The following is a 22,038-nucleotide window of genomic DNA, read 5'->3' on the forward strand; positions in this document are numbered from 1 at the left end:
AGATTGTTAACCCATGTCTGATACTGAATTACCGATTAAATTTTCTGATGCTGCCGCCAATAAAGTGTTGGCTTTAGTGACAGAAGAAGAGAACCCTGAGCTGAAATTACGCGTGTACGTGACAGGTGGTGGTTGCTCTGGTTTTCAATATGGCTTTACTTTTGATGAAAAAGTCAATGAGGGCGACATGACCATAGTCAAGAAGGGCGTTACTATGGTGATTGATCCTATGAGTTTACAATACTTAGTTGATGGTGAAGTTGACTATGTAGAAGGCCTAGAAGGCAGTCGATTTTTAGTTAATAACCCAAATGCTTCTACAACTTGTGGTTGTGGTGCATCATTCTCTATTTAGTTTTTATAGCACTAAATGACCCTACGTTTAGTGCTTACTTTCCTTATTATTCCTAATAACCTCTGAACCTTACTAGAAGATATTTGCTTACATATTGCACTCTCTACTCAGTAGACGATTCTAGTGATCAACGTTAATATATCCAATAAATTTATGCTTTTAGCATGTAATAGAGCTATATACTTTAATAAATTGTATTGTAAATAGAATTAATCATTTAAACCAAGGACTCGAATGAAACTAAATAAATATGGACGTCAATGGTTAGCGGAGCGACCTTATATATTAGCGCTTATTATCTCATTAATATTAATCCTTTGGATGGCTTCAGGGATAATGCAGGCTCAAGAGTTACCGAAAAAAATTGATAAAGAGAATACTTTAATTCCAAAAGTGAAAGTTGAAACACTCTTTGCTGCAAATGTCAGTGATGTTGTTGAACTTTATGGTCGTACCGAACCCGATAGAGTTACTCATGTTAAAGCTGAAATAACAGGCAAAATTGAACAAGTATTTGCGAAAAGAGGTTCGAGGGTTTCAAAAGGGCAGATCATTGCTCAATTAGCAATCAATGATCTTGAGTCACAACTCGCTAAAAGCAAAGCATTATTAACGCAACGTGAAATAGAATATCAAGGAGCTAAAAAACTAAATGCTGAAGGCTTTCAAGGTGAAGTACAAGTTAGTAGCGCAGCCGCAAACTTGGCGGCTATTAAAGCTGAAATTAAACGTCTAGAAATTGCCATTAGTTATACCACCATTCGAGCTCCTTTTGATGGAGTATTAAATACTCGTTATGTCGAAGAAGGGGATTATGTGAAAAGTGGCGATGATATTGCGATGATTGCCGATTTAGATCCGCTTGTGGTACGTGCCTATGTGACTGAGCAACAGGTCGCGCAAATATCTGTCGGGCAAAACGCAGAAATAAGTTTATTAAATAAAACTCAACTTCCCGGACAAGTTAGGTATATCGCCAGTGTTGCAGATGACAATACCAATACCTTCAAAATTGAAGTGACTATTGAAAATAGCAACTATCAATTATTAGCAGGTATAAGCAGTGAAGTAGATGTTGTTTTAGATGAAGTGCCTGCGATTAAAATGTCTCCTGCTTTATTAGCACTTGATGAAATGGGTAATATTGGCGTGAAAACTGTCACTAATAACACTGTAGTTTTTACACCAATTAACGTTGTAAAAAGTGAAAATGATGGCTTGTGGTTATCGGGACTAGGTCAACAAGCAGATGTTATTACTCTTGGACAAGGTTTTGTCCGTGCGGGTGATATTGTTGATGCTGTGATGAGCATCGAGAAGTAAGGAGACTTCATGTTAACAATTATTGAAGCAGCGTTAACACGGACTCGTTCTGTATTAATGGTGTTTATCCTTTTGCTGATTTCTGGTGCTATTACTTACGCTAATATTGCCAAAGAAGCGAATCCTGACATTACTATTCCCAACATTTATGTTTCTATGGTACATGACGGTATTTCACCTGAAGATGCTGAGCGGATGCTTGTTCGTCCGATGGAAAAAGAGCTGAAATCTATTGCAGGCATTAAGGAGATGACTTCCACTGCCAGTGAAGGACATGCCTCAATTAACATTGAGTTTTTAGCGGGTTTAGATCCAAAAGAAGCTTTAGCGGATGTGCGAGACAAAGTAACCCTAGCTAAAGCAAAACTGCCCTCTGAATCAGAAGAACCTGAAATGCATGAAGTGACAATGGCCAATCAAGTGCCTGCAGTTACTGTTATTTTATCGGGTCCAGTGACAGAGAGAGGATTATTAACACTAGCACGTGACCTCAAAGATAAAATTGAAGGTATGCAAGAGGTGCTAGAAGTTGATATTGGTGGCGACCGTGAAGATATGGTTGAGATTATCGTCGACCCCTTATTGATGGAAAGCTACGGACTTGATCAAACGGATATTTATAATCTGGTTGAACGTAATAATCGTTTAGTTCCGGCAGGAACCATGGATACAGGTAAAGGACGTTTTGCGATAAAAGTACCTTCTGTGTTTGAAACGGTTCAAGATTTACTTGAGTTACCGATAAAAGCAGATGGTGATAAAGTGATCACCTTCCAAGACGTTTCCACAGTTCGTCGTTCTTATAAAGATCCTACAACATTTGCACGTTTAAATGGCGAACGTTCTATTTCGATTGAAGTTAAAAAACGTTCCGGTGAAAACATTATTTATACGGTAGATAATGTTAAATCACTTATCGAAAAAGAACGTGAAAATTGGCCTAATCAAGTGGTCGTTGATTATATTGGTGATCAGTCAATTGAAGTAAAAAATACCTTAAGTGATTTACAAAACAATGTGCTTTCAGCGGTGTTGTTAGTGGTTATCGTGATCATTGCAGCACTGGGTACGCGAACGGCTATTTTGGTTGGTGTTGCTATTCCTGGAGCATTTTTAACCGGGATCTTAGTGCTCGCCATTGCTGGTTTAACGGTAAATATAGTTGTTTTATTTGGATTGATTATGGCCGTGGGTATGTTAGTTGATGGTGCGATTGTCGTAACAGAATTTGCAGACAGAGAGATGAATGAAGGTAAACCTCGCGAGATTGCATATGGCTTAGCGGCAAAACGTATGGCATGGCCAATCATTGCATCAACTGCAACTACTTTGGCTGCATTTGCCCCATTGATGTTTTGGCCGGGTATGATGGGAGAGTTTATGAAATACCTCCCTTTTACATTAATTGCCGTATTAACGGCTTCTTTAGCAATGGCATTAGTTTTTGTTCCAACCATTGGCAGTGTTATTGGAAAAACTCGCGCATTAACTCAGAAAGAAAAAATACAAGTTGAAAATACAGAACAAGGTAACTTAGACAATTTAGTTGGGTTTACTGGTAAATATGTGTCGATATTAAAAACAGCGATCCATCATCCTTGGAAAGTTGTTTTAGGTACTTTTGGTGTGGCGATATTAGTAATGTGGCTATATGGCTCTTCGGGACTAGGGGCAATATTTTTTCCAGAAATAGAACCAAATAGCGCCACCATTATTGTACGTTCACACGGCGATTTATCGGTGAAAGAAAAAGATCAAATAATGCGAGATATCGAAACACGCATACTTGATATGGAAGAAATCGAAACTTTATACACGTTAACAGGTGGCAATGACATTATTGGTTCATTTCAAGTTAATTTTATTAATTGGCAATTTCGCCGACCCTCAGATGAATCGATAAAAGAAATTCACCAACGTACTGGAGATTTAGCTGGTGTTGAATTAGAAGTTCGTAAAAATGAAAACGGTCCGCAGTCGGGTAAAGATTTACGTTTGGAATTAAACTCTCGTTTTCCAGAAAAACTAGATGATGCGGTTAAAATTATTCGACAAGCATTAATTAAAAATGGGAAATTTACTGACATTGAAGACTCGGGAGCAAAACCGGGCATTGAATGGCAATTAAAAATTGATCGTTCAAAAGCGGCAACTTATAGCGCTGATGCAGCGATTGTTGGTTCGACGGTACAAATGGTTACTAATGGCTTGAAATTAGGTGAATATCGCCCCGATGATGTGGATGATGAACTTGATATTCGTGTTCGTTTTCCTGAAGAAAAACGCAATATTGGTCGGTTAGATACTCTTCGTATAAAAACCATGGGAGGATTAGTTCCTGTGAGTAGTTTTGTGACCCGAGAGGCCGCCCCTAAAGTTGATACTATTCATCGAACCGATGGTAAACGTGTGGTTACTATTCAAGCAAATTTAATAAGTGGCGCACAATTATTAACAGAATTACCGGCATTAAAAGCACAGTTTCCATCGTTAGGAATTGATCCCAGTGTTGATATTAGTATTCGAGGGCAAAATGAAGATCAACAAGAGTCAGAAGAATTCTTAGTCAATGCTTTTGGTATTGCGCTGTTTGTTATGGCAATTATTTTAGTGACTCAATTTAATAGTTTTTACCAAGCCTTTTTAATATTAAGTGCCGTTATCTTTTCAACGGTCGGGGTATTCTTAGCTTTATTTCTTGCGCAAAAACCATTTGGTATTGTCATGGGAGGCATTGGTGTTATTTCGTTAGCGGGTATTGTCGTTAATAACAATATCGTTTTAATTGATACGTACAATGTGTTGAGAAAAGAAGGACTGTCACCCATTGATGCGGTTTTACAAACAGGAGCACAACGGCTTCGTCCGGTCATGTTAACTACTATCACTACAATATTAGGTTTATTACCTATGGTACTTCAGGTGAACTTAGACTTTTTTAATCGTACGGCCGTTTTTGGTGCGCCTTCAACTCAATGGTGGACACAATTAGCCACAGCTGTTGCAGGGGGATTAGCTTTTGCTACAGTATTAACGCTTGTGTTAACTCCTTGCTTAATAATATTAAGGGATCGTAATAGGCACGTACGAAAAAGACAAAATAAGTTAAGTTTTATCGGTAAAATAAAACGGTTGATCCCTGCAGCATAAATTTGAGGTATAGCTAAATTTATGTGTAATGGCTATCGACAATATAATTAATAGATCCAGTTAGAGTATGTACTTATACTGTGTCGATAAAATCGATGTGCTTGTAGTCGATTTACTAAGATAGTTACGTATTGATTAAGAACACTTCATCTTCAAAGGAATTTTTGTGCTGAAGTGAATAATCTAATTTGTTAAAAAAATTCAACATGGAGTTTCAATGAAATTGATTAAATTAGCCGCTATTGCTGCTTGTGTATTATCGGCATCAGTTTTTGCCAATGACCCTATTATTCCTGTTTCACCAGAAACAAAAGCCACGACAACGACTCTTCGAGATAAAGCGATCAACGATAATAGCGCCTATCAAATTTTAAAATCTTTAACCACTGAAGTTGGAGCTCGTCATCCTGGTACTCCCGGTGAAAAAGCTGGCATTGAATGGGGTATAAAAAAATTAAAAGCGTTAGGGTTTGACAAAGTTTATACCGAAGACGTAAAAATGAATGGTTGGGTTCGTGAAGTTGAAAAGGCAGAAATTTTAGTACCTTCTTATCAAAAAATGGTGATCACCGCGCTTGGTCGTTCAAAATCTACTCCTAAAGGTGGCTTGGAAGCAGATATTGTTCATTTTAAAAATTATGCAGCACTTGAAAAAGCGGCAGATAATAGTTTAAAAGGAAAAATAGCTTTTATTAGTAATCGCATGGAAAGGTTAAAAAATGGTGGGGGATATGGCCCAGCAAACATTGCTCGTAGTAAAGGGCATGAACTTGCTGCTCAAAAAGGGGCTGAAGCACTATTGATTCGCTCTATTGGTACTGACGATCATCGTAATCCACACACGGGAGCAACAAATGTAGCAATGGGATATACCGCTGTTCCAGCTGTTGCACTCTCTAACCCTGATGCTGATCAGTTAGTTCGATTAATGGAATTTGGACACACGCCTAAAATTCGTTTAAATATTCAAACCAAAGATTTAGGCCCGATCGTGACTAAAAATGTTATTGGCGAAATAACAGGTCGTGAATTACCTAATGAAGTGGTTGTTATTGGTGGTCATTTAGATAGCTGGGATTTAGGGACAGGTGCGGTTGATGATGGTGCTGGAGTCGCAATTGCTATGGCAACTGGTGCTTTTATTAAAAATAATGTCACAGTTAATCCTCGTCGTACTATTCGCGTCATCCTATGGGGAGCGGAAGAATTAGGTTTAATTGGTGCACGTGCATACGCTAAAGCCAGACAAGCAGACGGCACTATAGCAAACCATGTGATTGGTTCTGAATCAGACTTTGGTGCCGGTCCGGTATATGGCCTGCAATCATCTAAAAATGTTTCCGTTAACGCACTACATGTGGTTGATACTATGGCTGCAATCATGGGAAACCTAGGCGTCAGCCGTCGTGGTGGTGACACTAGCGGAGGTCCTGATATGATTCCTTTGGCTGCTTTAGGCGTGCCAGCGTTAAACTTGATGCAAGATGGTACAGATTATTTTGATTTGCACCACACGCCAGATGACACCTTCGATAAGGTCAATCCTGAGCATATGCGTCAAAACTTAGCTGTTTGGACAGTATTTACTTATATTGCAGCAGAATGGCCCGGCTCTTTTAAATAAATATCATTAGCCTTGCATCAATAAAAATTCGATGATTTTGTTCATATTCAGATCAAAATCATCGGCTCTTACCCCTTTAACAATAAAGTCATCATTTTTTGCCAAGTCAATATCTTCAGCCATAACATAATTATTTTTTTCAGAATTATAAAAATATCTCACTTTGGGGTTAGTCGGGTCGTCTATGTTGCGTTCTTCTACAATGGCAATTTTATTTGAATTTAACTCAACTAATGAGCCAACAGGATAAACGCCCATGCATTTGATAAATAGATTTACAAGTCTTTGATCTAAATGGTTACTTTCAGCAAGTTTACGTAAAATATTGAAAGCTTTTATATGATTGTAACCCTTTTTATAGCAGCGATTGGCCGTTAACGCGTCGAAAATATCACATATTGAAATCATACGTCCGTATGTTGAAATGTCATCTCCTACCACATTAAATGGGTAACCATTACCGTCTAATTTTTCATGATGCAGTGCGGCAACTTCCAAACTTAACGCTGAAATACCAGGGGTTTTTTTTATAATATCGATAGAATGGTTCACATGAGTTTTCATAATGGAAAACTCTTCGGTTGTTAACTTGCCAGGTTTATTTAGAATGTTTTCAGGGACCATTATTTTACCGACATCATGTAAAAAAGCCCCAATCGATAATTCTTGGATGATAGGTTTTTCGACTTTTAAAAATCGCGCGAAAATTGTCATTAACACTGAGACTGAAACTGAGTGCTCTAAAAGATATTCATCGGTATTCCTAATATTGATCACACAAGCTAACGCATCAGGATTTTTAAAAATTTCATTAATCGTTTCATCGGTTATTTTTTCAACTGGACTTAAATCTAAAGGTTTCCCAGATTGAGCGTCAGAAAATACTTGTTTTTGGATGGCTTTGGACTGAGTAAATAACTCTTTTGCTTTATAAACGTCCATTATGACGGGCGCGTTTTTATTTTTTCGCGGGTGATGTTCTTTTTTGGTTTTACTCGTATCAATTAAAAGGCTTATTACACCTTTTGCAGCCATATTTTTAATGACAAGATCACTTTTTATATGACCCGGTTGTGTGAGAGTGAATTGTTTGACTTGTTTCACTATTTTTACAACATAATGACCTACTTCTAATGCTGATATTTCTATTTCTTTCATCATTCTTTTATCGAGAACCTTGAGTTTTAGCGCCAATTCCACAGCTTCAGTTTTTAGCATTTCAAATACAGTCAAATTATTGTGGTATTAATTTTGCTGCTTTTTGAAAGGTAATTAAGGTAACGTTATTCTTTGAAGTAAATTATGATTATAGTCTATCTATTTACTGGTACAATTTTTCAAAGTTTTTTTGAATTTTTACGAAAGTTTGCCGATAAAGAACGTATACCATTATATTTTTTATTTTTTTCGTTTTTAAAAAGGTCTTCTTATGCGCTTAATTTTCGGGTTGTTAATACTTATTTGTAGTTATTTACCTACGGTTTATGGGGCGAAATTAAGTGTTGTACAAATTTATACTGATGATGTTTTACTTGATTTAATTAAAGAAAACAAACATTTGAGCCAAATGGTTATCGATGAATGTCAACTTGTGCAAGATATTGAAGCACGTGCGGTGATTTCAAACAAACCGGCTTTTCAATTTTTATGGGGAGATATGTTAGCGTTTGGCGTGTGCGTAAAGAAAAATGTGCCGTTAGGGTTACATTATATGCGTGAATCAGCAGACCAAGGTTTACCTGAAGCATTAGAACAGTTAGGTCGTTATTATCATGTCGGCAAGTTTATGCAACCAGATATTAGACAGGCAATTATTTTCCTCAAAGAAGCGGCTAATCTGGATAATTTAAAGGCACAGATTCGCCTCGCTGAAATTTATAATGCCGGAGAAGGCAGCCCTTTAGACTTTCCTGAATTATACGCGCAATTACATCACTCAGTGACCGATGATAAAAAAACACATAAGAAAATCACACATTTATTAGCAGCTCTTGCTGAAAAAATGCCTGAACGTGTAGTTAATGCAGCGAAAGAAGGAAAATATTAATACCAAATCGTGTAACTAAGATATAATAAGAAACAAATCACTTAATTAAGTATAAGTATTATTAAAGATCCTCACCAACAACGCGAAGCTAAAAAATACGATAACCCAGTGGCAAGTCGTGAATTGATTTTGTCAATTATCGAAAAATTACCAACGCCGCCGACTTTTAAAGCACTTTGTCAGACGCTTAAGTATCAAGAAGATGAGCATATCATCGGTTTAAAACGTCGTTTACGTGCCATGGAAAATGCAGGGCAATTAATTTTTAATAAATTTAAACAGTATGCTATCGCGCCTAAAAATCATTTACTTACTGGCACGGTAATTGGCCATCGTGATGGTTACGGATTCTTTGCTCCCGATACAAAGCCCGGAGAGAAAAAACCAAAAGATTTATTTATTTCTTCTCATGAAATGCAACGAGTTTTTCATGGTGATGTTGTTGAGGCTATTTTAGTTGATAGGTCTGATCGCAAAGGCCGACAAGAAATTAAAATATCGGATATTATTAAGCCGCGTAAAGCGGGCATCGTGGGACGATTTTTTCTAGAACATAATATTTGTTTTGTGGTGCCAGATGATGCGCGCATTAAACAAGATATCTTAATTGATCCAAAAGAAAGATTAGCGGCGCGTCATGGTCAAATGGTGGTTGTTGAAGTGGTTCAACGACCGTCTAAAAGAAATAATGCGGTTGGAAAAGTGATTGAAGTATTGGGCGATCATATGGCGCCAGGTATGGAAATTGAAATTGCACTTAGAGAACACGACTTACCCTATCAATGGTCTCCTGAGGTTGAAGCGGAAATTGCTTCTATAGCAGATGAAGTGGAAGATGACGCGAAATTATCGCGCGTTGATTTACGTGAATTACCACTTGTTACTATTGATGGCGAAGATGCCCGTGATTTTGATGATGCTGTTTATTGTCAACCGGAAAAAACAGGCGGATGGCGATTATGGGTAGCGATTGCTGATGTCAGTTATTATGTTCGCCCAGGTACTGCCCTTGATGACGAAGCGTTAGCGCGAGGAAATTCTGTGTATTTTCCCAGCCAAGTCATTCCCATGCTCCCTGAGAAATTATCTAACGGTTTATGTTCGTTAAACCCTGATGTAGACCGACTTTGTATGGTTTGTGAAATGACCATTAATGAAGCCGGTAAACTATCTGATAGTAAATTTTACCCTGCGGTGATGCGTTCTCATGCGCGATTTACTTATACAAAAGTTGCGGCAATACTAGGTGATGCAGAAACCACAGGTGATGAAGCTTTACGTAGTCAATATCAATCGTTAGTCCCTGATTTAGAAAATTTAAATGCGATGTATCACGCATTAATAGCAGCACGAAATAGCCGTGGTGCTATTGCTTTTGAAACGGAAGAGTCGCGTTTTATTTTTAATGCCGACAAAAAAATAGAGTCGATAGATCCGCTGATCCGAAATGACGCACACAAGATTATTGAAGAATGTATGATCTTGGCAAATGTTGCGACAGCAAAATTTGTTGAACAGCATAAAATGCCGGGTTTATTTCGGGTGCATGACAAACCGAGTGAAGACAAATTTAATAATTTTGTCAGTTATTTAGCTGAACTTGGCTTGCAAATGCCACGTGTTGATAATGAGGATGGTTTACCTGCACCTCAAGATTACAGTGATATTTTGGCGCAAGTGCAAGGTCGTCCCGATCAAGAACTTATTCAAACCATGCTGCTAAGATCAATGCGTCAAGCAGTTTATCAAAGTGAAAATATTGGTCACTTTGGTTTAGCGCTTGAGTCTTATAGTCATTTTACTTCCCCGATCCGACGATACCCAGATTTAGTTATCCATCGCGTTATAAAATCTATCTTGCAAACTCAAGCAGACAGTGCTGGCAATGGTGGTTGCTATAGTTATGCCGAAGAAGCTGTCGTAGAACTCGGTGAACATTGCTCGATGACTGAACGACGCGCTGATGATGCCACTCGCGATGTTTCAGACTGGCTCAAATGTGAGTTTATGCAAGATCATGTTGGGGATACTTTTACCGGCGTTATATCAACCGTGACTAATTTTGGTTTGTTTGTACGTTTAGCGGATTTGCACATAGAAGGCTTAGTTCATATTACTTCTTTAGGGCGTGATTTTTATCATTTTGATGATGTTCGCATGTGTTTATCTGGCGAGAAAACGGGTAATAAATTTCATGTCGGCGATGTGCTAGAAGTACAAGTGGCGGCGGTTAATTTAGATGAAAAGAAAATTGATTTAGCCTTGTCGGGTGATAATGCTGTTATTAGTCGCGCGAAACCTCTGCCAAAAGGTAAAGGAGGTAAGCATAGTAAGTCAGAAGGGTTTAATGGTAAGAAAAGCGGAAAAATGAAACCGGCAAGTGGCGTTAAAAATGCAAAACCGAAAAAAGATAAACCTGAAAAATCAAAATCAGCAAAGCGAAAAGCCAGAAAAAAACGGCCGGGTAAAAATGCGCGAAAAGCTAGCAAGTAGTTAGATTAGCTAAATTTATTTTGCAAATTAGTGCGATTAAGCAATGAATTTTGTCGTCAATATTCAACGATTAACGTTAAAGATATTATTGAAATAAAAGTAAGTAAGAGATAAACATGGCAAAAAATGATGAATTAGTATTTGGTATTCATGCGGTTAACGAACTGATAAAACGCTCACCTGAACGTTTTATTGAATTGTTTTTATTAAAAGGTCGTGACGATGAACGATTAATGCCAATAATTAATTTATCACGAAAATATGCTATTCCTGCTCAAATGGTCAATAGAAAGGTGTTAGACGATAAGTCAAATGGTGAGCAGCATCAAGGTGTTGTAGCGCGTGTTCAGCCAGGAAAAACCTTCACCGAAGCTGACTTAGATGACATTATTGAAACCGCTGAAAAACAAGGTGTTCCGCCTTTTCTTTTGATTTTAGATGGCGTGACTGATCCGCATAATTTAGGAGCTTGTTTGCGAAATGCCGATGCGGCAGGCGTACAAGCGATTATTGTACCCAAAGATAATGCTGCGCGACTAACGGGTACGGTTAGAAAAGTTGCAGTAGGTGCTGCTGAGACTGTGCCTTTAGTACAAGTGACAAACCTTGCAAGAACCATGAAGCAGTTACAACAGATGGGGGTATGGATAATCGGTACCGCAGGAGAAACGGATACTTGCTTGTATGATGTGAAATTATCAGGGCCTATGGCGCTCGTGATGGGAGCTGAAGGGAAAGGCATGCGTCGACTAACACGGGAAAATTGCGATCAACTCGTAAAATTGCCGATGGCAGGAAGTGTTTCTAGCTTAAATGTTTCTGTTGCAACGGGGATTTGTTTGTTTGAAATTGTTCGTCAGCGACTCAACTAAACTTGGCTGAATGGCGATTATTGTTCAATTTCTATTGTCAATCGGTCATTCCACGCTGCATATAAAACGATAACCGATATATTATATTTCAATTGTCGGTATAATTGTCTATTCTAAAAAGAGTAAGTAAGCGGTAATAATATGCATAAAATACTGCTAGCTGTTATGGATATTTAACTTTCAGGGATGCCATTGAACTGATAGTGATGCCAATTCATGTTGCACAAAAACTTAATACTGCTGTTGTTAATTGTTTGTGCATTACTTTGCATCAGCGCCAATGTTTTTGCTAACATTGAAAATCAACCCGTCATAAAATTAGCCGTCTCTAATGCCACTTCAGGCCCAACCGCACAACTTGGGATCCGCTTAAACCAAGGAGCCAATACATATTTTGACCGAGTCAATCGAGAAGGCGGACTTGCAGGTAAACATATTCAATTAGTGCTTCTAGACGATGGTTACGAACCATATAAAACTCTGATAAATACACAGAATTTCTTAAAGAAGAAAGATATATTCGCATTTTTTAATTATGTTGGTACGCCAACGACGCATGCGGTTTTAGATAAAATCAGCCAAAGTCATGTGCCTTTTTTAATGCCTTTTTCATGTGCCTTTTTTAATGCCTTTTTCAGGTGCTGAATTTTTACGTAAACCGGTTATTAAGAATATTTTCCATTTACGGGCAAGTTATTATCAAGAAACTGAGCAACAAATACATTTTTTAGTTGATGAAAAAGGAATGACGAATATCGGCCTGATGATTCAAGCCGATGAATTTGGTATTTCAGTTGAAAAAGGCTATTTAATGGCTTTAAAAAATCGTGGTATAAAGCCAACAGTGACGACACGCTATCGTCGAAATACCAATGATATAAAGTTAGCGCTTAGTATTTTGAAAGCAAAAAACGTTCAAGTTGTTGCATTTGTTGGTACTTATGAGCCATTTGCACAATTGATAAATTCAGCTTATCAGCAGGATTTCACGCCATTTTTTACTTCTGTTTCATTTATATCAAGTCGTGATTTATTTCAGCGGATTAAACAACCAAGTAATGTTTTAGTGACAGAAGTGATGTTAGATCCAGCCAACTGCAATGAAGCTATTTGTTTGCAATTTATGGACGATATGAAGGCTCAAGGCATTAAGACGGTTGATCAGATACTTTTTGAAGGTTACCTCAATGCATTTGTCTTTGTTGAAGTCGCTAAGCAATGTGGTGAATCGTTGAGCCAAAGCTGTTTTTTAGAGAAATTGACAAATTTTACCTATCAAGATAAAGGATTAACCATCGAGTTTTCTGAAAATGACCATCAGGGGCTTTCAAGTATCTTTCTTAATTTCTTTCAATTCGACAAATAAAAACTAATAAGCCGATTAAAAGCTTGCCTTTACTGGTTAATTTACCTACACTACGCGACCTTAATTCAGCCTGAACTTTTTGTTCCTTGCCTCAACTGGTGTTGGCTGAGCCAGATAATGAGGCTACAACCGTAAGGAGCTCGTAATGCGTCATTACGAAATCGTATTTATGGTTCACCCTGATCAGAGTGAACAAGTACCTGGTATGATCCAGCGCTACACAGATTTGATCAATGCTGCTGAAGGCAAGATCCACCGTCTAGAAGACTGGGGTCGTCGTCAATTAGCATACCCAATCAATAAACTTCACAAAGCACACTATGTTTTATTAAACATTGAAGCGCCTCAGTCAGTTATTGATGAGTTAGAAACTTCTTTCCGTTACAACGATGTTGTTATTCGTAACATGATCATGCGTACTAAACACGCAGTAACTGAAGCATCAGCTATGGCAAGTGCTAAAGAAGAACGTCGCGACGATCGCCGCGAAGTTAAGCAAGAAGTTGCTCCAGCTGTTTCAGAAGCACCTGCTGAAGAAACAAAAGAAGAAGCTGCGAGCGAAGAATAAGCTGGTCGTGACAATCTCTACATGTTAGAAAGTTCTGTTATGGAAAATACTAATCTAGAGAATTGCCTCGTGTTGGTAGGGGAAGTGGTTAAACCACCTAAATTATCAACTAGTCCTGCAGGTATTCAACATTGTCAGTTTTCAATGGATCATAAGTCCATACAAAATGAAGCCGGCATGAATAGACAAGCATTTGTCAGAATACAAGTAGTGGCAACCGGTGAAATGTCACAACACTTAACTCGTGATTTAATTGCGGGCAGTAAATTAAAAGTGACGGGTTTTATTAATCGTCATGAATCCAGAAACGGTAATCCGCTTTTGGTCTTACATGCTCAGCATATTGAAATGATTAATTAGGTGATTATTATTTAGCATGATTATTGTTAAAAAATAACATCGAATATTAGGAGAAATCCATGTCTCGTTTTTTTAGACGTCGTAAATTTTGCCGCTTCACAGCGGAAGGCGCTACCTCTATCGATTATAAAGATATTGCTACGCTGAAAAACTATATCACTGAAAGTGGTAAAATCGTTCCTAGCCGTATTACTGGTACAGCTGCTAAATATCAACGTCAACTTGGTCGTGCGATCAAGCGTGCTCGTTACTTAGCATTATTACCATATACTGATTTACATAAGTAATCTAATAAGGGGTTTTGAAAATGGAAGTAATTCTTCTTGATAAAATCGCCAAATTAGGCGGCCTTGGTGACAAGGTAACTGTTAAGTCTGGTTATGCTCGTAACTTTTTATTACCACAAGGTAAAGCTGTTTTTGCCTCTAAAGCAAACGTTGAGCACTTTGAAGCTCGTCGTGCTGAATTAGAGAAGAAATTAGCTGAAGTATTAAGTGCAGCAGAAGCTAAAGCAGCGAAAATCGTTGAATTAGCAGAAGTAACTATCGCTTCATCAGCGGGTGAAGAAGGTAAATTATTCGGTTCTATCGGTACAAAAGATATTGCTGATGCGATTACTGAAGCTGGCGTTGAAATTGCGAAAGCTCAAGTACGTATGCCTTTAGGTACAATTCGTGAAGTTGGTGAGTACGATATCGTTCTTCACTTACATAACGATGTTGATACAAGCATCAAAGTGATTGTTATCGCTGAAGCTTAATTTACTTTTTTAAAGTTAAATTAAGTCAAAACACCGCATGGGAGTTATCCTATGCGGTGTTTTTGTTTTTACTTATAACGTCAAAGCAATGGCTTCGTTGAAAGGTTTTTATTGTGATTAATATCTCGATACAAATCATTAAGCACGAAAATGCGTACTTTATTCATTTTTGACTACACTTGCAGGTAACAAGAATTTTTAATCGCTGATATGTCAAATACTGTTCAAAATACTATTAATGCTTTTCAACGGCTAGTTCGGCATGTGTCGATATGTCTGATCATCTGCGCTCTTTTATTGGTTTTTGTAAATTATTTTCTGCAAGGCCCAAGTACATGGAATAATATGGTATGTATTGTTTCTATCATGCTCTTAGCTAGTTTACATTTGGTAAGTTATTGTTTTCAAAAAATATTACAACAAAAGCTGAAGCCTATTACTGCATTAGAAAAATGGGCAGATATATCGAGAATTTGTGGTGAAATTCAAGTCATTCCTAATAATGAGGATAATTTAAGTCAAACCATTTTGACTTTAAATCAACAATTACAAAAAGCAAAAAATAGTGATACTCATCTCGATAACGTTTTAAGAAGTAACGCACTGCTTGATAAAGATACTGGCGTAGGCAATAGTGAATTTTTTAATAACCGACTTGATGCGTTATTAAAAGAAGATGATTGTCAAGGAGCCGTTTATTTTATCCAATTTAAAGATTTTGATTTAGTACATACCTTGTTTGGTGAGCAACAATCATTAGTGTTATTGGATAACTTAATTCAAACATTAAAATACCGTTTAAACGCATTACCCAATTACTTTATTGCTCGGCGAGATGACTCGGAACTTGCCATTATTGTTCCTGATATCTTTTTTAATGATGCTGAAAAGTTAGCTGAGAAACTGTTACAAGGTTTATGCACCGTTTCACTTCCTGTTGGTATGAATAAAGATGAATTTATTCACATTGGAGTCAGTTATTTTTCGCAAGCTGAAAATTCATATCAAGTGAAGTCTGAAGCCGATATGGCATTACGTTCAGCGCAATTACAAGGCCCATCACAATGGTTTATGTATGATCCCGGTGAAGTAGAACATGCCAGTGCGAAAGGTTCGCTAAAATGGCGCACTTTTTTAAATCATATTATTGCTAAAAATGCGTTAGTTATCTTCTTTCAACCCGTTATTTCGTCGAATGATGAACATACCTTACATCATGAAATTTTGACTAAAATTCGGGATACTGATGGAGGATTAATTAGTGCCAGAGTCTTTTTACCTATGGCGAAAAAATGTGGTTTGATACAACAAATTGATTTATTAGTTTTAAAACAAGTTTGCCGATTGTTAGCCTATGATAATCAACAAAAAGATAAATGCAGTCTTAACTTGTCGATTGAGTCATTATTGTCAGATGATTTTTTGAAACATTTTTTAGCTGTTTTAAAAGATTATCCCCAAATACATGAAAAACTGGTCATTGAGATCAGTGAATATCATTTAGTGAATCATCTTGAAAAACTACAGTATCCTTTAGCCACGCTTCATCAATTAGGAATTAAGCTTATCGCCGATAAGGTAGGCCAATATGTGGTGAGTGCGCAATATCTCAGTGTTTGCCCTATTTTCAGTATAAAATTGCATCGAAGTATCGTATTAAACATTCATCGTAAAACAGAGAATCAAATATTCATTCAAAGTTTAAAAGCAATTTGTGATGTGCAAAAGGTCAATGTTTATGCTTTAGGCGTTGAAAATATTGATGAATGGCAAACGTTAAAACGATTAGGAGTTGACGGAGGTCAAGGGCATTACTTTACCGAACCTGTTGCTCAAGTGGCAAAGGCCATTCACTTGCCTTAAGTTTATTCTGTTCAATTAACCCTCCCAGTCCTTGTAAACCGCCAGTATGCAATAAAACAATTTTATGATGCGGTTGAAAATACCCAATGTTAATTAAATCTAATAAAGCTAATATCATTTTGCCTGAATAAATAGGTTCGAAAGGTACCCCAGTTACTGCTGAAAAAGCTTGTAGTTTTGTTAAGCTCTCTGGGCTAAATTTAGCGTAGCCACCGTCATGATAGTTATTGAATATCTGCCAGTTATTCAATGGTTGATTGTGTTTATCGTTTAATAAGGCTGATACTTCTTCGGTTAGGTAATCTGTTTGCTTTAACACCGCAATACCAAGAATGTTATGTTGATTATTATCGCCAGAAATGAGTCCTGAAATCGTACCTGCACTCCCTACCGGCGTTATTAATGTGTCGTATTGTGTTTGAATATTTAATTCATGACATATTTCAGCAACCCCACGTAAAGCAAGCACGTTACTGCCGCCTTCTGGAATAATAAAATAATCAGGGAACTGTTGTGATAATTGCTGTAAATATTTTTCGCAATTGCGTTCTCGATAGGTTTGACGATCTACAAAGTGTAAGGTCATGCCCCATTTTCTCGCTTTTGAAAGGGTAAAGTTTTCGGCATAATGTGCTTCCCCTCTGATAATTCCAAGGGCGTGCAGATCATGTTGATTGCAAGCAAAGGCGAGTGCATGTATATGGTTTGAATAAGCGCCACCGAATGAGATAATGCCTTTATAGCCATTTTCTTTCACGTGTTTTAAATTGTATTTTAGTTTTCGCCATTTATTGCCAGAAATAATAGGATCAATCAAATCATCGCGTTTTATCTGAACCTGCAGCTGATATTGTTCAAAAAGTGGGTGTTGTAATGTTTGTAATTCTGAGAAATTAGACATAAAAGTTTATGATTTTATTTAATTAATCGCTTATTTTACCTTAAAAATACTTGCGCATAGCGGCTAATCAGGGATAATGAATTTAACGACAATTTGTTTTAAAAGCATAATAATATCGATAAATGTCAATAATCGCACGGATAAATCAACTATTTTCATCGCCGAAACCAACTGGTTCACTCGGTATCTGTTTGCAGCAGCAAGCGCTAGCTTTTTGTTCCCTTGAAAAAAATCAACCTGCTGGATTTCATCAGGCTAAAGTGAATGAACAACACTATGCCTCTGCTTTTTCTCAGGCAAAAAATAAAATCAACTTAACTGGTCAGTGTAATATTGTCTTGTCAGCAAAACAGAATCAATTAGTGCAAGTAGATAAACCCAAAGTCCCTGTTGAAGAAATTAATGCTGCCATCAAATGGCAAATAAAAGATCTGGTGTCAATTGCTCCAGAAGATATGATTGTTGATTACTATGATGGACCTGTGATGGGAGGCGGTCTTGAGAAAATTAATGTTGTTTGCGCTGCTAAAAGTGAGTTGCAACCTTTGGTTGAAAGCATCCATCAAGATAACTGTCAAATACAAACTATCACTGTTGAAGAGTTTGCTTTTGCGAGCTTATGCCCAAATGAAGATGACGCTCGATTGATGGTGTGTCAGCAACCTAATGAAGAGATAGTGCTTATTATTGTTAAAAATAATGAGTTATATTTTCAACGTCGATTACGCGGCATGTCGACTATTGCGAGTAAAACTGAAGATGAACTTAATATGGGGGTTATTGACTCATTGAGTTTAGAAATTCAACGCTCAACCGATTACTTTGAAAGGCAATTAAAACAAGCGCCGATCAGAAGTATTGAAGTATTAGTACCTATGGCTCAAGAAGCGTTTTTAGCAAGAAAGCTTGCGGAAAATACCAATGTCCCCGTGAATTTGTTTTCTATGCCACAAGGCTATGAAAAGCAACGGGAATATGCAGCTTGTATCGGTGCGGCCATGTTAAATAACATGGAGGACAGCGTGTAATGAAAAAGTTATCCATTAATTTATTACAAGCTGAGCTTATTCCTGTACAACCACTTTGGACATTGAAACGGGTGGCATTTATTTGGTTAGGTACTTTCGTCATCATGTTCGCTTGGTTATTTTATAGCAACGTACAATTATCTCAGCAAACCAATGAACTGAATAAACTCACCGAAGTTAAGCAACAAAATGAATTATTACAAGCTGAATTAGAACAGCAAGTGAGTCAAAATAAAGCTGACCCGCTTTTGCAAGAAAAATTAGCAACGTTAAAGTTATTATTAGTGAATAAAAAAGCACTTCATAAACAATTAACCGATACTAGCAGTACTTATGCGGCTGGTTATTCAAAAGCTATGACAGAATTATCAGAGCTTCATCATCAGGATGTTAGCTTACAAAAAGTACGTATGAATAAAGGTAGTATGACGTTTTCTGGGGTAGCAAGAAAGCCTGAAGCCGTGCCAAGTTGGTTAGCGGCTTTTGATAATGCGACGTTTCTTTCTGGGCAGTCGTTTAAACACTTTAGCTTAAGTGAAAATGAAGACGCGGTGACTCACTTTACGGTTAGCTCTGAACGTTTAACTGAACAGTCAGGAGGCCAATAATGAAAGAAAAATGGCAAGATTATTCAGCTAAATTTTTAAACATATCGTCCAGAGAGCAATATTTAGTCTTGCTGACGGGCTTAATTGCGATCATCTTTATTATGTTTAGCCTCTTTATTGATGGAAACTTAGTAAAAATTAATTCACAAGCGAAGCAAATTAAACAAGTCGAAACTAATAATAGAACCGCTCAAACCACCATTGATATCTTGCAACAATCTTTAGCGACAGATCCTAATGTTGCGATTCAAAATCAGATTAACCAATATGAGCAAAAGTTATCGTCAGTAGACAGTGAGTTATTATTATTAACTTCTGACTTAATTAATCCTATCCAAATGCGCTTTGCTTTGATTGAGTTATTAAAAACTCAACCATCGGTTGCTTTATTATCTTTCGAAGTGATAGCAGCACAACCGGTAGCATCGGAAAAACCTTCTCAAAATAACGATGAACTTGAAGGGAATGAAAGTACTGGGGGTGAGCATTCACTTACTTTATATAAGCATGGCATTAAACTTAAATTAAAAGGCAGTTATTTTAAATTAAGGGATTATTTAAACCAGTTAGAAAATATGCAATGGACGTTTTTTTGGCAAGAGTTTAATTATCAGCTGATTGAATACCCTAATAGCGAACTGTCAATTGAAATGTATAGTTTAAGTACGCAGAAGGAGTTTATTGGTGTATAAATGCATTGTACTGTTTTTAATCCTTACTTCTGTTAATGTTAACGCTGAGTCAGTTGATCCAACTAAGCCATTTAATTTTAATCATGGCGCAGTTGCCAGCGTAGCGAATAAAAATGCTTTAGTGTTACAAACGATTGTCGAAAATGACGGACAAAAAAGTGTTGTCATTAATGGTCAACTTTTATCCTTAGGTGATCAAATTCGCCAATATACTTTATCTGAGATAACTAAGCATAGTGTGTTGTTATCTTCACCAGAGAAAAATATAGAGCTCTCAATGTTTTCATCTGTAGTGGCAAAATCAAAATGAAAAGAAAAATAATTATGCATACGCCTCAAAAAAGTTTTTATATCACGTCAATTTTCGTTTTTTTACTCGGTTGCCAATCGGTTCCACCGCAGCCGACACATGTAAAAAAAGAACTAGACAATGCCATTGCTGAGTCAACTAAACGTAAAGCTCCTAAACCATTATCCACCGTACCTTCTGCGGTACAGCAAGAATTAATGAAACAAAGTATGACGCAAGCACGTCAAGGGTTACTGGCTGAAAAACGTTTAGAAATTGCCGCTAGTCAGGTGGATGCTCAAGCGTTTTTTGCTGCCCTAGTACAAGACTCTAATTATAGTGTCGCCGTTCATCCTGACGTTACAGGCACTATTACGTTAAATTTAAAAGATGTCACTCTAGACGAAGCCCTCGACGTGATTGCTAGCTTGTACGGTTATGACGTGAAAAAACAAGGTAACGTTATCAAAATATACCCCGCAGGCATTAGAACTGAAACGATCCCGTTAAATTATTTATTTGTTAAACGTTTTGGCACGTCAAGCACCAGTATTAATTCTGGTGGTGTTTCAGAAAATGACCCTAACAATGGCGGAAGTAACGGAAATAACAACCAAAATAATAACAACAACCGTTCAAATAACAGCAGTAACGGGAATAACCAAAACGGTCAAAATAACCAAAATGGTAATAGCGGTATCAATATTTACACCGAAAACGAATCTGATTTTTGGACTGAATTAAAAGAAACCTTAACGTCCTTAGTGGGCGATCAAGATGGACGTTCGGTGATTGTTTCTCCACAAGCCGGTTTGATAACAGTTCGAGCATTGCCAAGTGAAATCGCGGCAGTAAAGCAGTTTATAAATGACACACAAAATCATTTACGTCGACAAGTGATTATTGAAGCTAAGATCATGGAAGTTACTCTTAATGATGATTATCAGCAAGGGGTGAAGTGGGACCAAGTATTAGGTCATGCTAATAGTACAGATTTAACCTTTTCAACGACTGGAAATATTGCCAATAACGTAATCTCTTCTGCCATTGGTGGCACTACGGCGTTGAGCTTTATAAATTCTGATTTCTCCGGTGTTATTGAGTTATTGCAAACTCAAGGGAATGTCCAAGTACTTTCAAGCCCAAGAATAACCGCTACTAACAATCAAAAAGCAGTCATTAAAGTGGGTGAAGATGAGTATTTTGTTACCGAAGTTTCTAATACAACAACGACAGGTACAGCAACCACTACCACTCCAGAAGTGCAATTAACACCATTCTTTTCAGGCATAGCGTTGGACGTAACGCCACAGATAGATGAACACGGTGAGGTGATATTACATATTCATCCGTCGGTAACCTTAACGGATGAACAGTCAAAAACTATTCGATTAGGAAGTGAAGATTTCACTTTACCCTTAGCGCAAAGTAGTGTGCGTGAATCAGATACTATTATTCGTGCAAATTCAGGTGAAATAGTGGTGATTGGTGGCTTAATTGAAACAAGAAAGGTTGATTTAGAATCTAAAACGCCATTACTGGGTGATATCCCTGTCGTAGGTGAACTTTTCAAAAGTAAAAACCAAACGATGCAGAAAAAAGAATTGATCATTATGTTAAAACCTATTGTGATAGGTCAAAACACTTGGAAAGATCAATTAAAAGATGCACGAGCTTTATTAAAAGAGTGGTTTCCTGAAGAAGAACAAATAGAAGAATAAAGATAAACACCCGAGTTT

At 37.3% G+C, this 22,038-nt stretch carries 21 protein-coding genes; 19 read left to right on the forward strand and 2 right to left on the reverse strand.

Annotated elements, in window-relative coordinates:
- Positions 1-13: 13 nt before the first annotated feature.
- The 4 genes from erpA (at position 14) to RM573_RS06705 (ending at position 6,452) form a co-directional block, all read left to right on the forward strand.
- Positions 14-355: an iron-sulfur cluster insertion protein ErpA gene (erpA, locus tag RM573_RS06690; RefSeq protein WP_311579160.1), complete on the forward strand. Its 342-nt coding sequence runs from the start codon at positions 14-16 to the stop codon at positions 353-355.
- 234 nt (positions 356-589) lie between these two features.
- Positions 590-1,678 (forward strand): efflux RND transporter periplasmic adaptor subunit, encoded by a 1,089-nt coding sequence (locus RM573_RS06695; RefSeq protein ID WP_311579163.1) that lies wholly within the window; start codon positions 590-592, stop codon positions 1,676-1,678.
- Positions 1,679-1,687: 9 nt separating this feature from the next.
- Positions 1,688-4,828 (forward strand): efflux RND transporter permease subunit, encoded by a 3,141-nt coding sequence (locus RM573_RS06700; protein ID WP_311579165.1) that lies wholly within the window; start codon positions 1,688-1,690, stop codon positions 4,826-4,828.
- A 217-nt stretch (positions 4,829-5,045) separates the two neighbouring features.
- Positions 5,046-6,452, forward strand: a complete 1,407-nt coding sequence (locus RM573_RS06705) for a M20/M25/M40 family metallo-hydrolase (RefSeq protein ID WP_311579167.1) — start codon at positions 5,046-5,048, stop codon at positions 6,450-6,452.
- A 6-nt stretch (positions 6,453-6,458) separates the two neighbouring features.
- Here RM573_RS06705 and RM573_RS06710 read toward each other — a convergent pair whose 3' ends face one another.
- The gene (locus RM573_RS06710) at positions 6,459-7,670 is read right to left on the reverse strand and encodes a cyclic di-GMP phosphodiesterase (RefSeq protein WP_311579171.1); all 1,212 of its coding nucleotides are present in this window, start codon (positions 7,668-7,670) and stop codon (positions 6,459-6,461) included.
- 211 nt (positions 7,671-7,881) lie between these two features.
- Here RM573_RS06710 and RM573_RS06715 point away from each other — a divergent pair, with 211 nt between their 5' ends.
- The 10 genes from RM573_RS06715 to RM573_RS06760 all read left to right on the forward strand — a co-directional run bounded on the left by RM573_RS06715 (position 7,882) and on the right by RM573_RS06760 (position 16,781).
- Positions 7,882-8,499, forward strand: a complete 618-nt coding sequence (locus RM573_RS06715) for a tetratricopeptide repeat protein (protein ID WP_311579174.1) — start codon at positions 7,882-7,884, stop codon at positions 8,497-8,499.
- 57 nt (positions 8,500-8,556) lie between these two features.
- Positions 8,557-10,992, forward strand: a complete 2,436-nt coding sequence (gene rnr / locus RM573_RS06720) for a ribonuclease R (protein ID WP_311580334.1) — start codon at positions 8,557-8,559, stop codon at positions 10,990-10,992.
- Between the two features lie 116 nt (positions 10,993-11,108).
- On the forward strand, positions 11,109-11,864 hold the full coding sequence (gene rlmB, locus RM573_RS06725) for a 23S rRNA (guanosine(2251)-2'-O)-methyltransferase RlmB (RefSeq protein WP_311579177.1): 756 nt from the start codon (positions 11,109-11,111) through the stop codon (positions 11,862-11,864).
- Between the two features lie 216 nt (positions 11,865-12,080).
- Positions 12,081-12,509, forward strand: a complete 429-nt coding sequence (locus RM573_RS06730; RefSeq protein WP_311579180.1) for an ABC transporter substrate-binding protein — start codon at positions 12,081-12,083, stop codon at positions 12,507-12,509.
- A complete protein-coding gene (locus RM573_RS06735) occupies positions 12,490-13,230 on the forward strand; it encodes an ABC transporter substrate-binding protein (protein WP_311579183.1) in 741 nt (246 codons plus the stop codon). Before RM573_RS06730 ends, RM573_RS06735 begins: the two co-directional genes overlap by 20 nt.
- Positions 13,231-13,375: 145 nt before the next feature.
- Positions 13,376-13,798, forward strand: a complete 423-nt coding sequence (gene rpsF / locus RM573_RS06740; RefSeq protein WP_311579186.1) for a 30S ribosomal protein S6 — start codon at positions 13,376-13,378, stop codon at positions 13,796-13,798.
- A 39-nt stretch (positions 13,799-13,837) separates the two neighbouring features.
- Positions 13,838-14,158 (forward strand): primosomal replication protein N, encoded by a 321-nt coding sequence (priB, locus tag RM573_RS06745; protein WP_303449327.1) that lies wholly within the window; start codon positions 13,838-13,840, stop codon positions 14,156-14,158.
- A 59-nt stretch (positions 14,159-14,217) separates the two neighbouring features.
- Positions 14,218-14,445, forward strand: a complete 228-nt coding sequence (rpsR, locus tag RM573_RS06750) for a 30S ribosomal protein S18 (RefSeq protein ID WP_070375547.1) — start codon at positions 14,218-14,220, stop codon at positions 14,443-14,445.
- Positions 14,446-14,465: 20 nt separating this feature from the next.
- A complete protein-coding gene (gene rplI / locus RM573_RS06755; RefSeq protein WP_303449322.1) occupies positions 14,466-14,918 on the forward strand; it encodes a 50S ribosomal protein L9 in 453 nt (150 codons plus the stop codon).
- 345 nt (positions 14,919-15,263) lie between these two features.
- Positions 15,264-16,781 carry an EAL domain-containing protein gene (locus tag RM573_RS06760; protein ID WP_311579196.1) on the forward strand — a complete coding sequence of 506 codons (1,518 nt, stop codon included), beginning with the start codon at positions 15,264-15,266 and terminating at the stop codon, positions 16,779-16,781.
- Here the strand turns inward: RM573_RS06760 and RM573_RS06765 are convergent.
- The gene (locus tag RM573_RS06765) at positions 16,735-17,682 is read right to left on the reverse strand and encodes a 1-aminocyclopropane-1-carboxylate deaminase/D-cysteine desulfhydrase (RefSeq protein ID WP_311579199.1); all 948 of its coding nucleotides are present in this window, start codon (positions 17,680-17,682) and stop codon (positions 16,735-16,737) included. The genes RM573_RS06760 and RM573_RS06765 overlap by 47 nt on opposite strands.
- Before the next feature lie 122 nt (positions 17,683-17,804).
- Here RM573_RS06765 and RM573_RS06770 point away from each other — a divergent pair, with 122 nt between their 5' ends.
- The 5 genes from RM573_RS06770 to mshL are packed head-to-tail and all read left to right on the forward strand — an operon-like array spanning position 17,805 to position 22,020.
- Entirely contained in the window at positions 17,805-18,710 is a 906-nt protein-coding gene (locus RM573_RS06770) for a hypothetical protein (RefSeq protein WP_311579202.1), read from the forward strand.
- Positions 18,710-19,318 carry a PilN domain-containing protein gene (locus RM573_RS06775; protein WP_311579205.1) on the forward strand — a complete coding sequence of 203 codons (609 nt, stop codon included), beginning with the start codon at positions 18,710-18,712 and terminating at the stop codon, positions 19,316-19,318. Before RM573_RS06770 ends, RM573_RS06775 begins: the two co-directional genes overlap by 1 nt.
- Positions 19,318-20,010: a hypothetical protein gene (locus RM573_RS06780; protein ID WP_311579208.1), complete on the forward strand. Its 693-nt coding sequence runs from the start codon at positions 19,318-19,320 to the stop codon at positions 20,008-20,010. The genes RM573_RS06775 and RM573_RS06780 overlap by 1 nt, the downstream gene beginning before the upstream one ends.
- The gene (locus RM573_RS06785; RefSeq protein WP_311579211.1) at positions 20,003-20,320 is read left to right on the forward strand and encodes a hypothetical protein; all 318 of its coding nucleotides are present in this window, start codon (positions 20,003-20,005) and stop codon (positions 20,318-20,320) included. The genes RM573_RS06780 and RM573_RS06785 overlap by 8 nt, the downstream gene beginning before the upstream one ends.
- Positions 20,321-20,334: 14 nt before the next feature.
- Positions 20,335-22,020: a pilus (MSHA type) biogenesis protein MshL gene (gene mshL / locus RM573_RS06790; RefSeq protein ID WP_311579214.1), complete on the forward strand. Its 1,686-nt coding sequence runs from the start codon at positions 20,335-20,337 to the stop codon at positions 22,018-22,020.
- Positions 22,021-22,038 lie beyond the last annotated feature (18 nt).

This window comes from Thalassotalea castellviae (genome assembly GCF_031846185.1).
GTDB classification, from domain to species: domain Bacteria; phylum Pseudomonadota; class Gammaproteobacteria; order Enterobacterales; family Alteromonadaceae; genus Thalassotalea_H; species Thalassotalea_H castellviae.

What these genes read in the sequence shown, in the direction of transcription:
- RM573_RS06705 (WP_311579167.1), top strand. Translation starts at nt 5,046, where the DNA reads ATGAAATTGATTAAATTAGCCGCTATTGCTGCTTGTGTATTATCGGCA.
- rlmB (WP_311579177.1), top strand. Translation starts at nt 11,109, where the DNA reads ATGGCAAAAAATGATGAATTAGTATTTGGTATTCATGCGGTTAACGAA.
- RM573_RS06780 (WP_311579208.1), top strand. Translation starts at nt 19,318, where the DNA reads ATGAAAGAAAAATGGCAAGATTATTCAGCTAAATTTTTAAACATATCG.
- RM573_RS06770 (WP_311579202.1), top strand. Translation starts at nt 17,805, where the DNA reads ATGTCAATAATCGCACGGATAAATCAACTATTTTCATCGCCGAAACCA.
- rpsR (WP_070375547.1), top strand. Translation starts at nt 14,218, where the DNA reads ATGTCTCGTTTTTTTAGACGTCGTAAATTTTGCCGCTTCACAGCGGAA.
- RM573_RS06765 (WP_311579199.1), bottom strand. Translation starts at nt 17,682, where the DNA reads ATGTCTAATTTCTCAGAATTACAAACATTACAACACCCACTTTTTGAA.
- erpA (WP_311579160.1), top strand. Translation starts at nt 14, where the DNA reads ATGTCTGATACTGAATTACCGATTAAATTTTCTGATGCTGCCGCCAAT.
- RM573_RS06760 (WP_311579196.1), top strand. Translation starts at nt 15,264, where the DNA reads ATGGTATGTATTGTTTCTATCATGCTCTTAGCTAGTTTACATTTGGTA.
- RM573_RS06700 (WP_311579165.1), top strand. Translation starts at nt 1,688, where the DNA reads ATGTTAACAATTATTGAAGCAGCGTTAACACGGACTCGTTCTGTATTA.
- RM573_RS06710 (WP_311579171.1), bottom strand. Translation starts at nt 7,670, where the DNA reads ATGCTAAAAACTGAAGCTGTGGAATTGGCGCTAAAACTCAAGGTTCTC.
- RM573_RS06695 (WP_311579163.1), top strand. Translation starts at nt 590, where the DNA reads ATGAAACTAAATAAATATGGACGTCAATGGTTAGCGGAGCGACCTTAT.
- RM573_RS06735 (WP_311579183.1), top strand. Translation starts at nt 12,490, where the DNA reads ATGCCTTTTTCAGGTGCTGAATTTTTACGTAAACCGGTTATTAAGAAT.
- mshL (WP_311579214.1), top strand. Translation starts at nt 20,335, where the DNA reads ATGCATACGCCTCAAAAAAGTTTTTATATCACGTCAATTTTCGTTTTT.
- RM573_RS06715 (WP_311579174.1), top strand. Translation starts at nt 7,882, where the DNA reads ATGCGCTTAATTTTCGGGTTGTTAATACTTATTTGTAGTTATTTACCT.
- RM573_RS06730 (WP_311579180.1), top strand. Translation starts at nt 12,081, where the DNA reads ATGTTGCACAAAAACTTAATACTGCTGTTGTTAATTGTTTGTGCATTA.
- RM573_RS06775 (WP_311579205.1), top strand. Translation starts at nt 18,710, where the DNA reads ATGAAAAAGTTATCCATTAATTTATTACAAGCTGAGCTTATTCCTGTA.
- rpsF (WP_311579186.1), top strand. Translation starts at nt 13,376, where the DNA reads ATGCGTCATTACGAAATCGTATTTATGGTTCACCCTGATCAGAGTGAA.
- priB (WP_303449327.1), top strand. Translation starts at nt 13,838, where the DNA reads ATGGAAAATACTAATCTAGAGAATTGCCTCGTGTTGGTAGGGGAAGTG.
- rplI (WP_303449322.1), top strand. Translation starts at nt 14,466, where the DNA reads ATGGAAGTAATTCTTCTTGATAAAATCGCCAAATTAGGCGGCCTTGGT.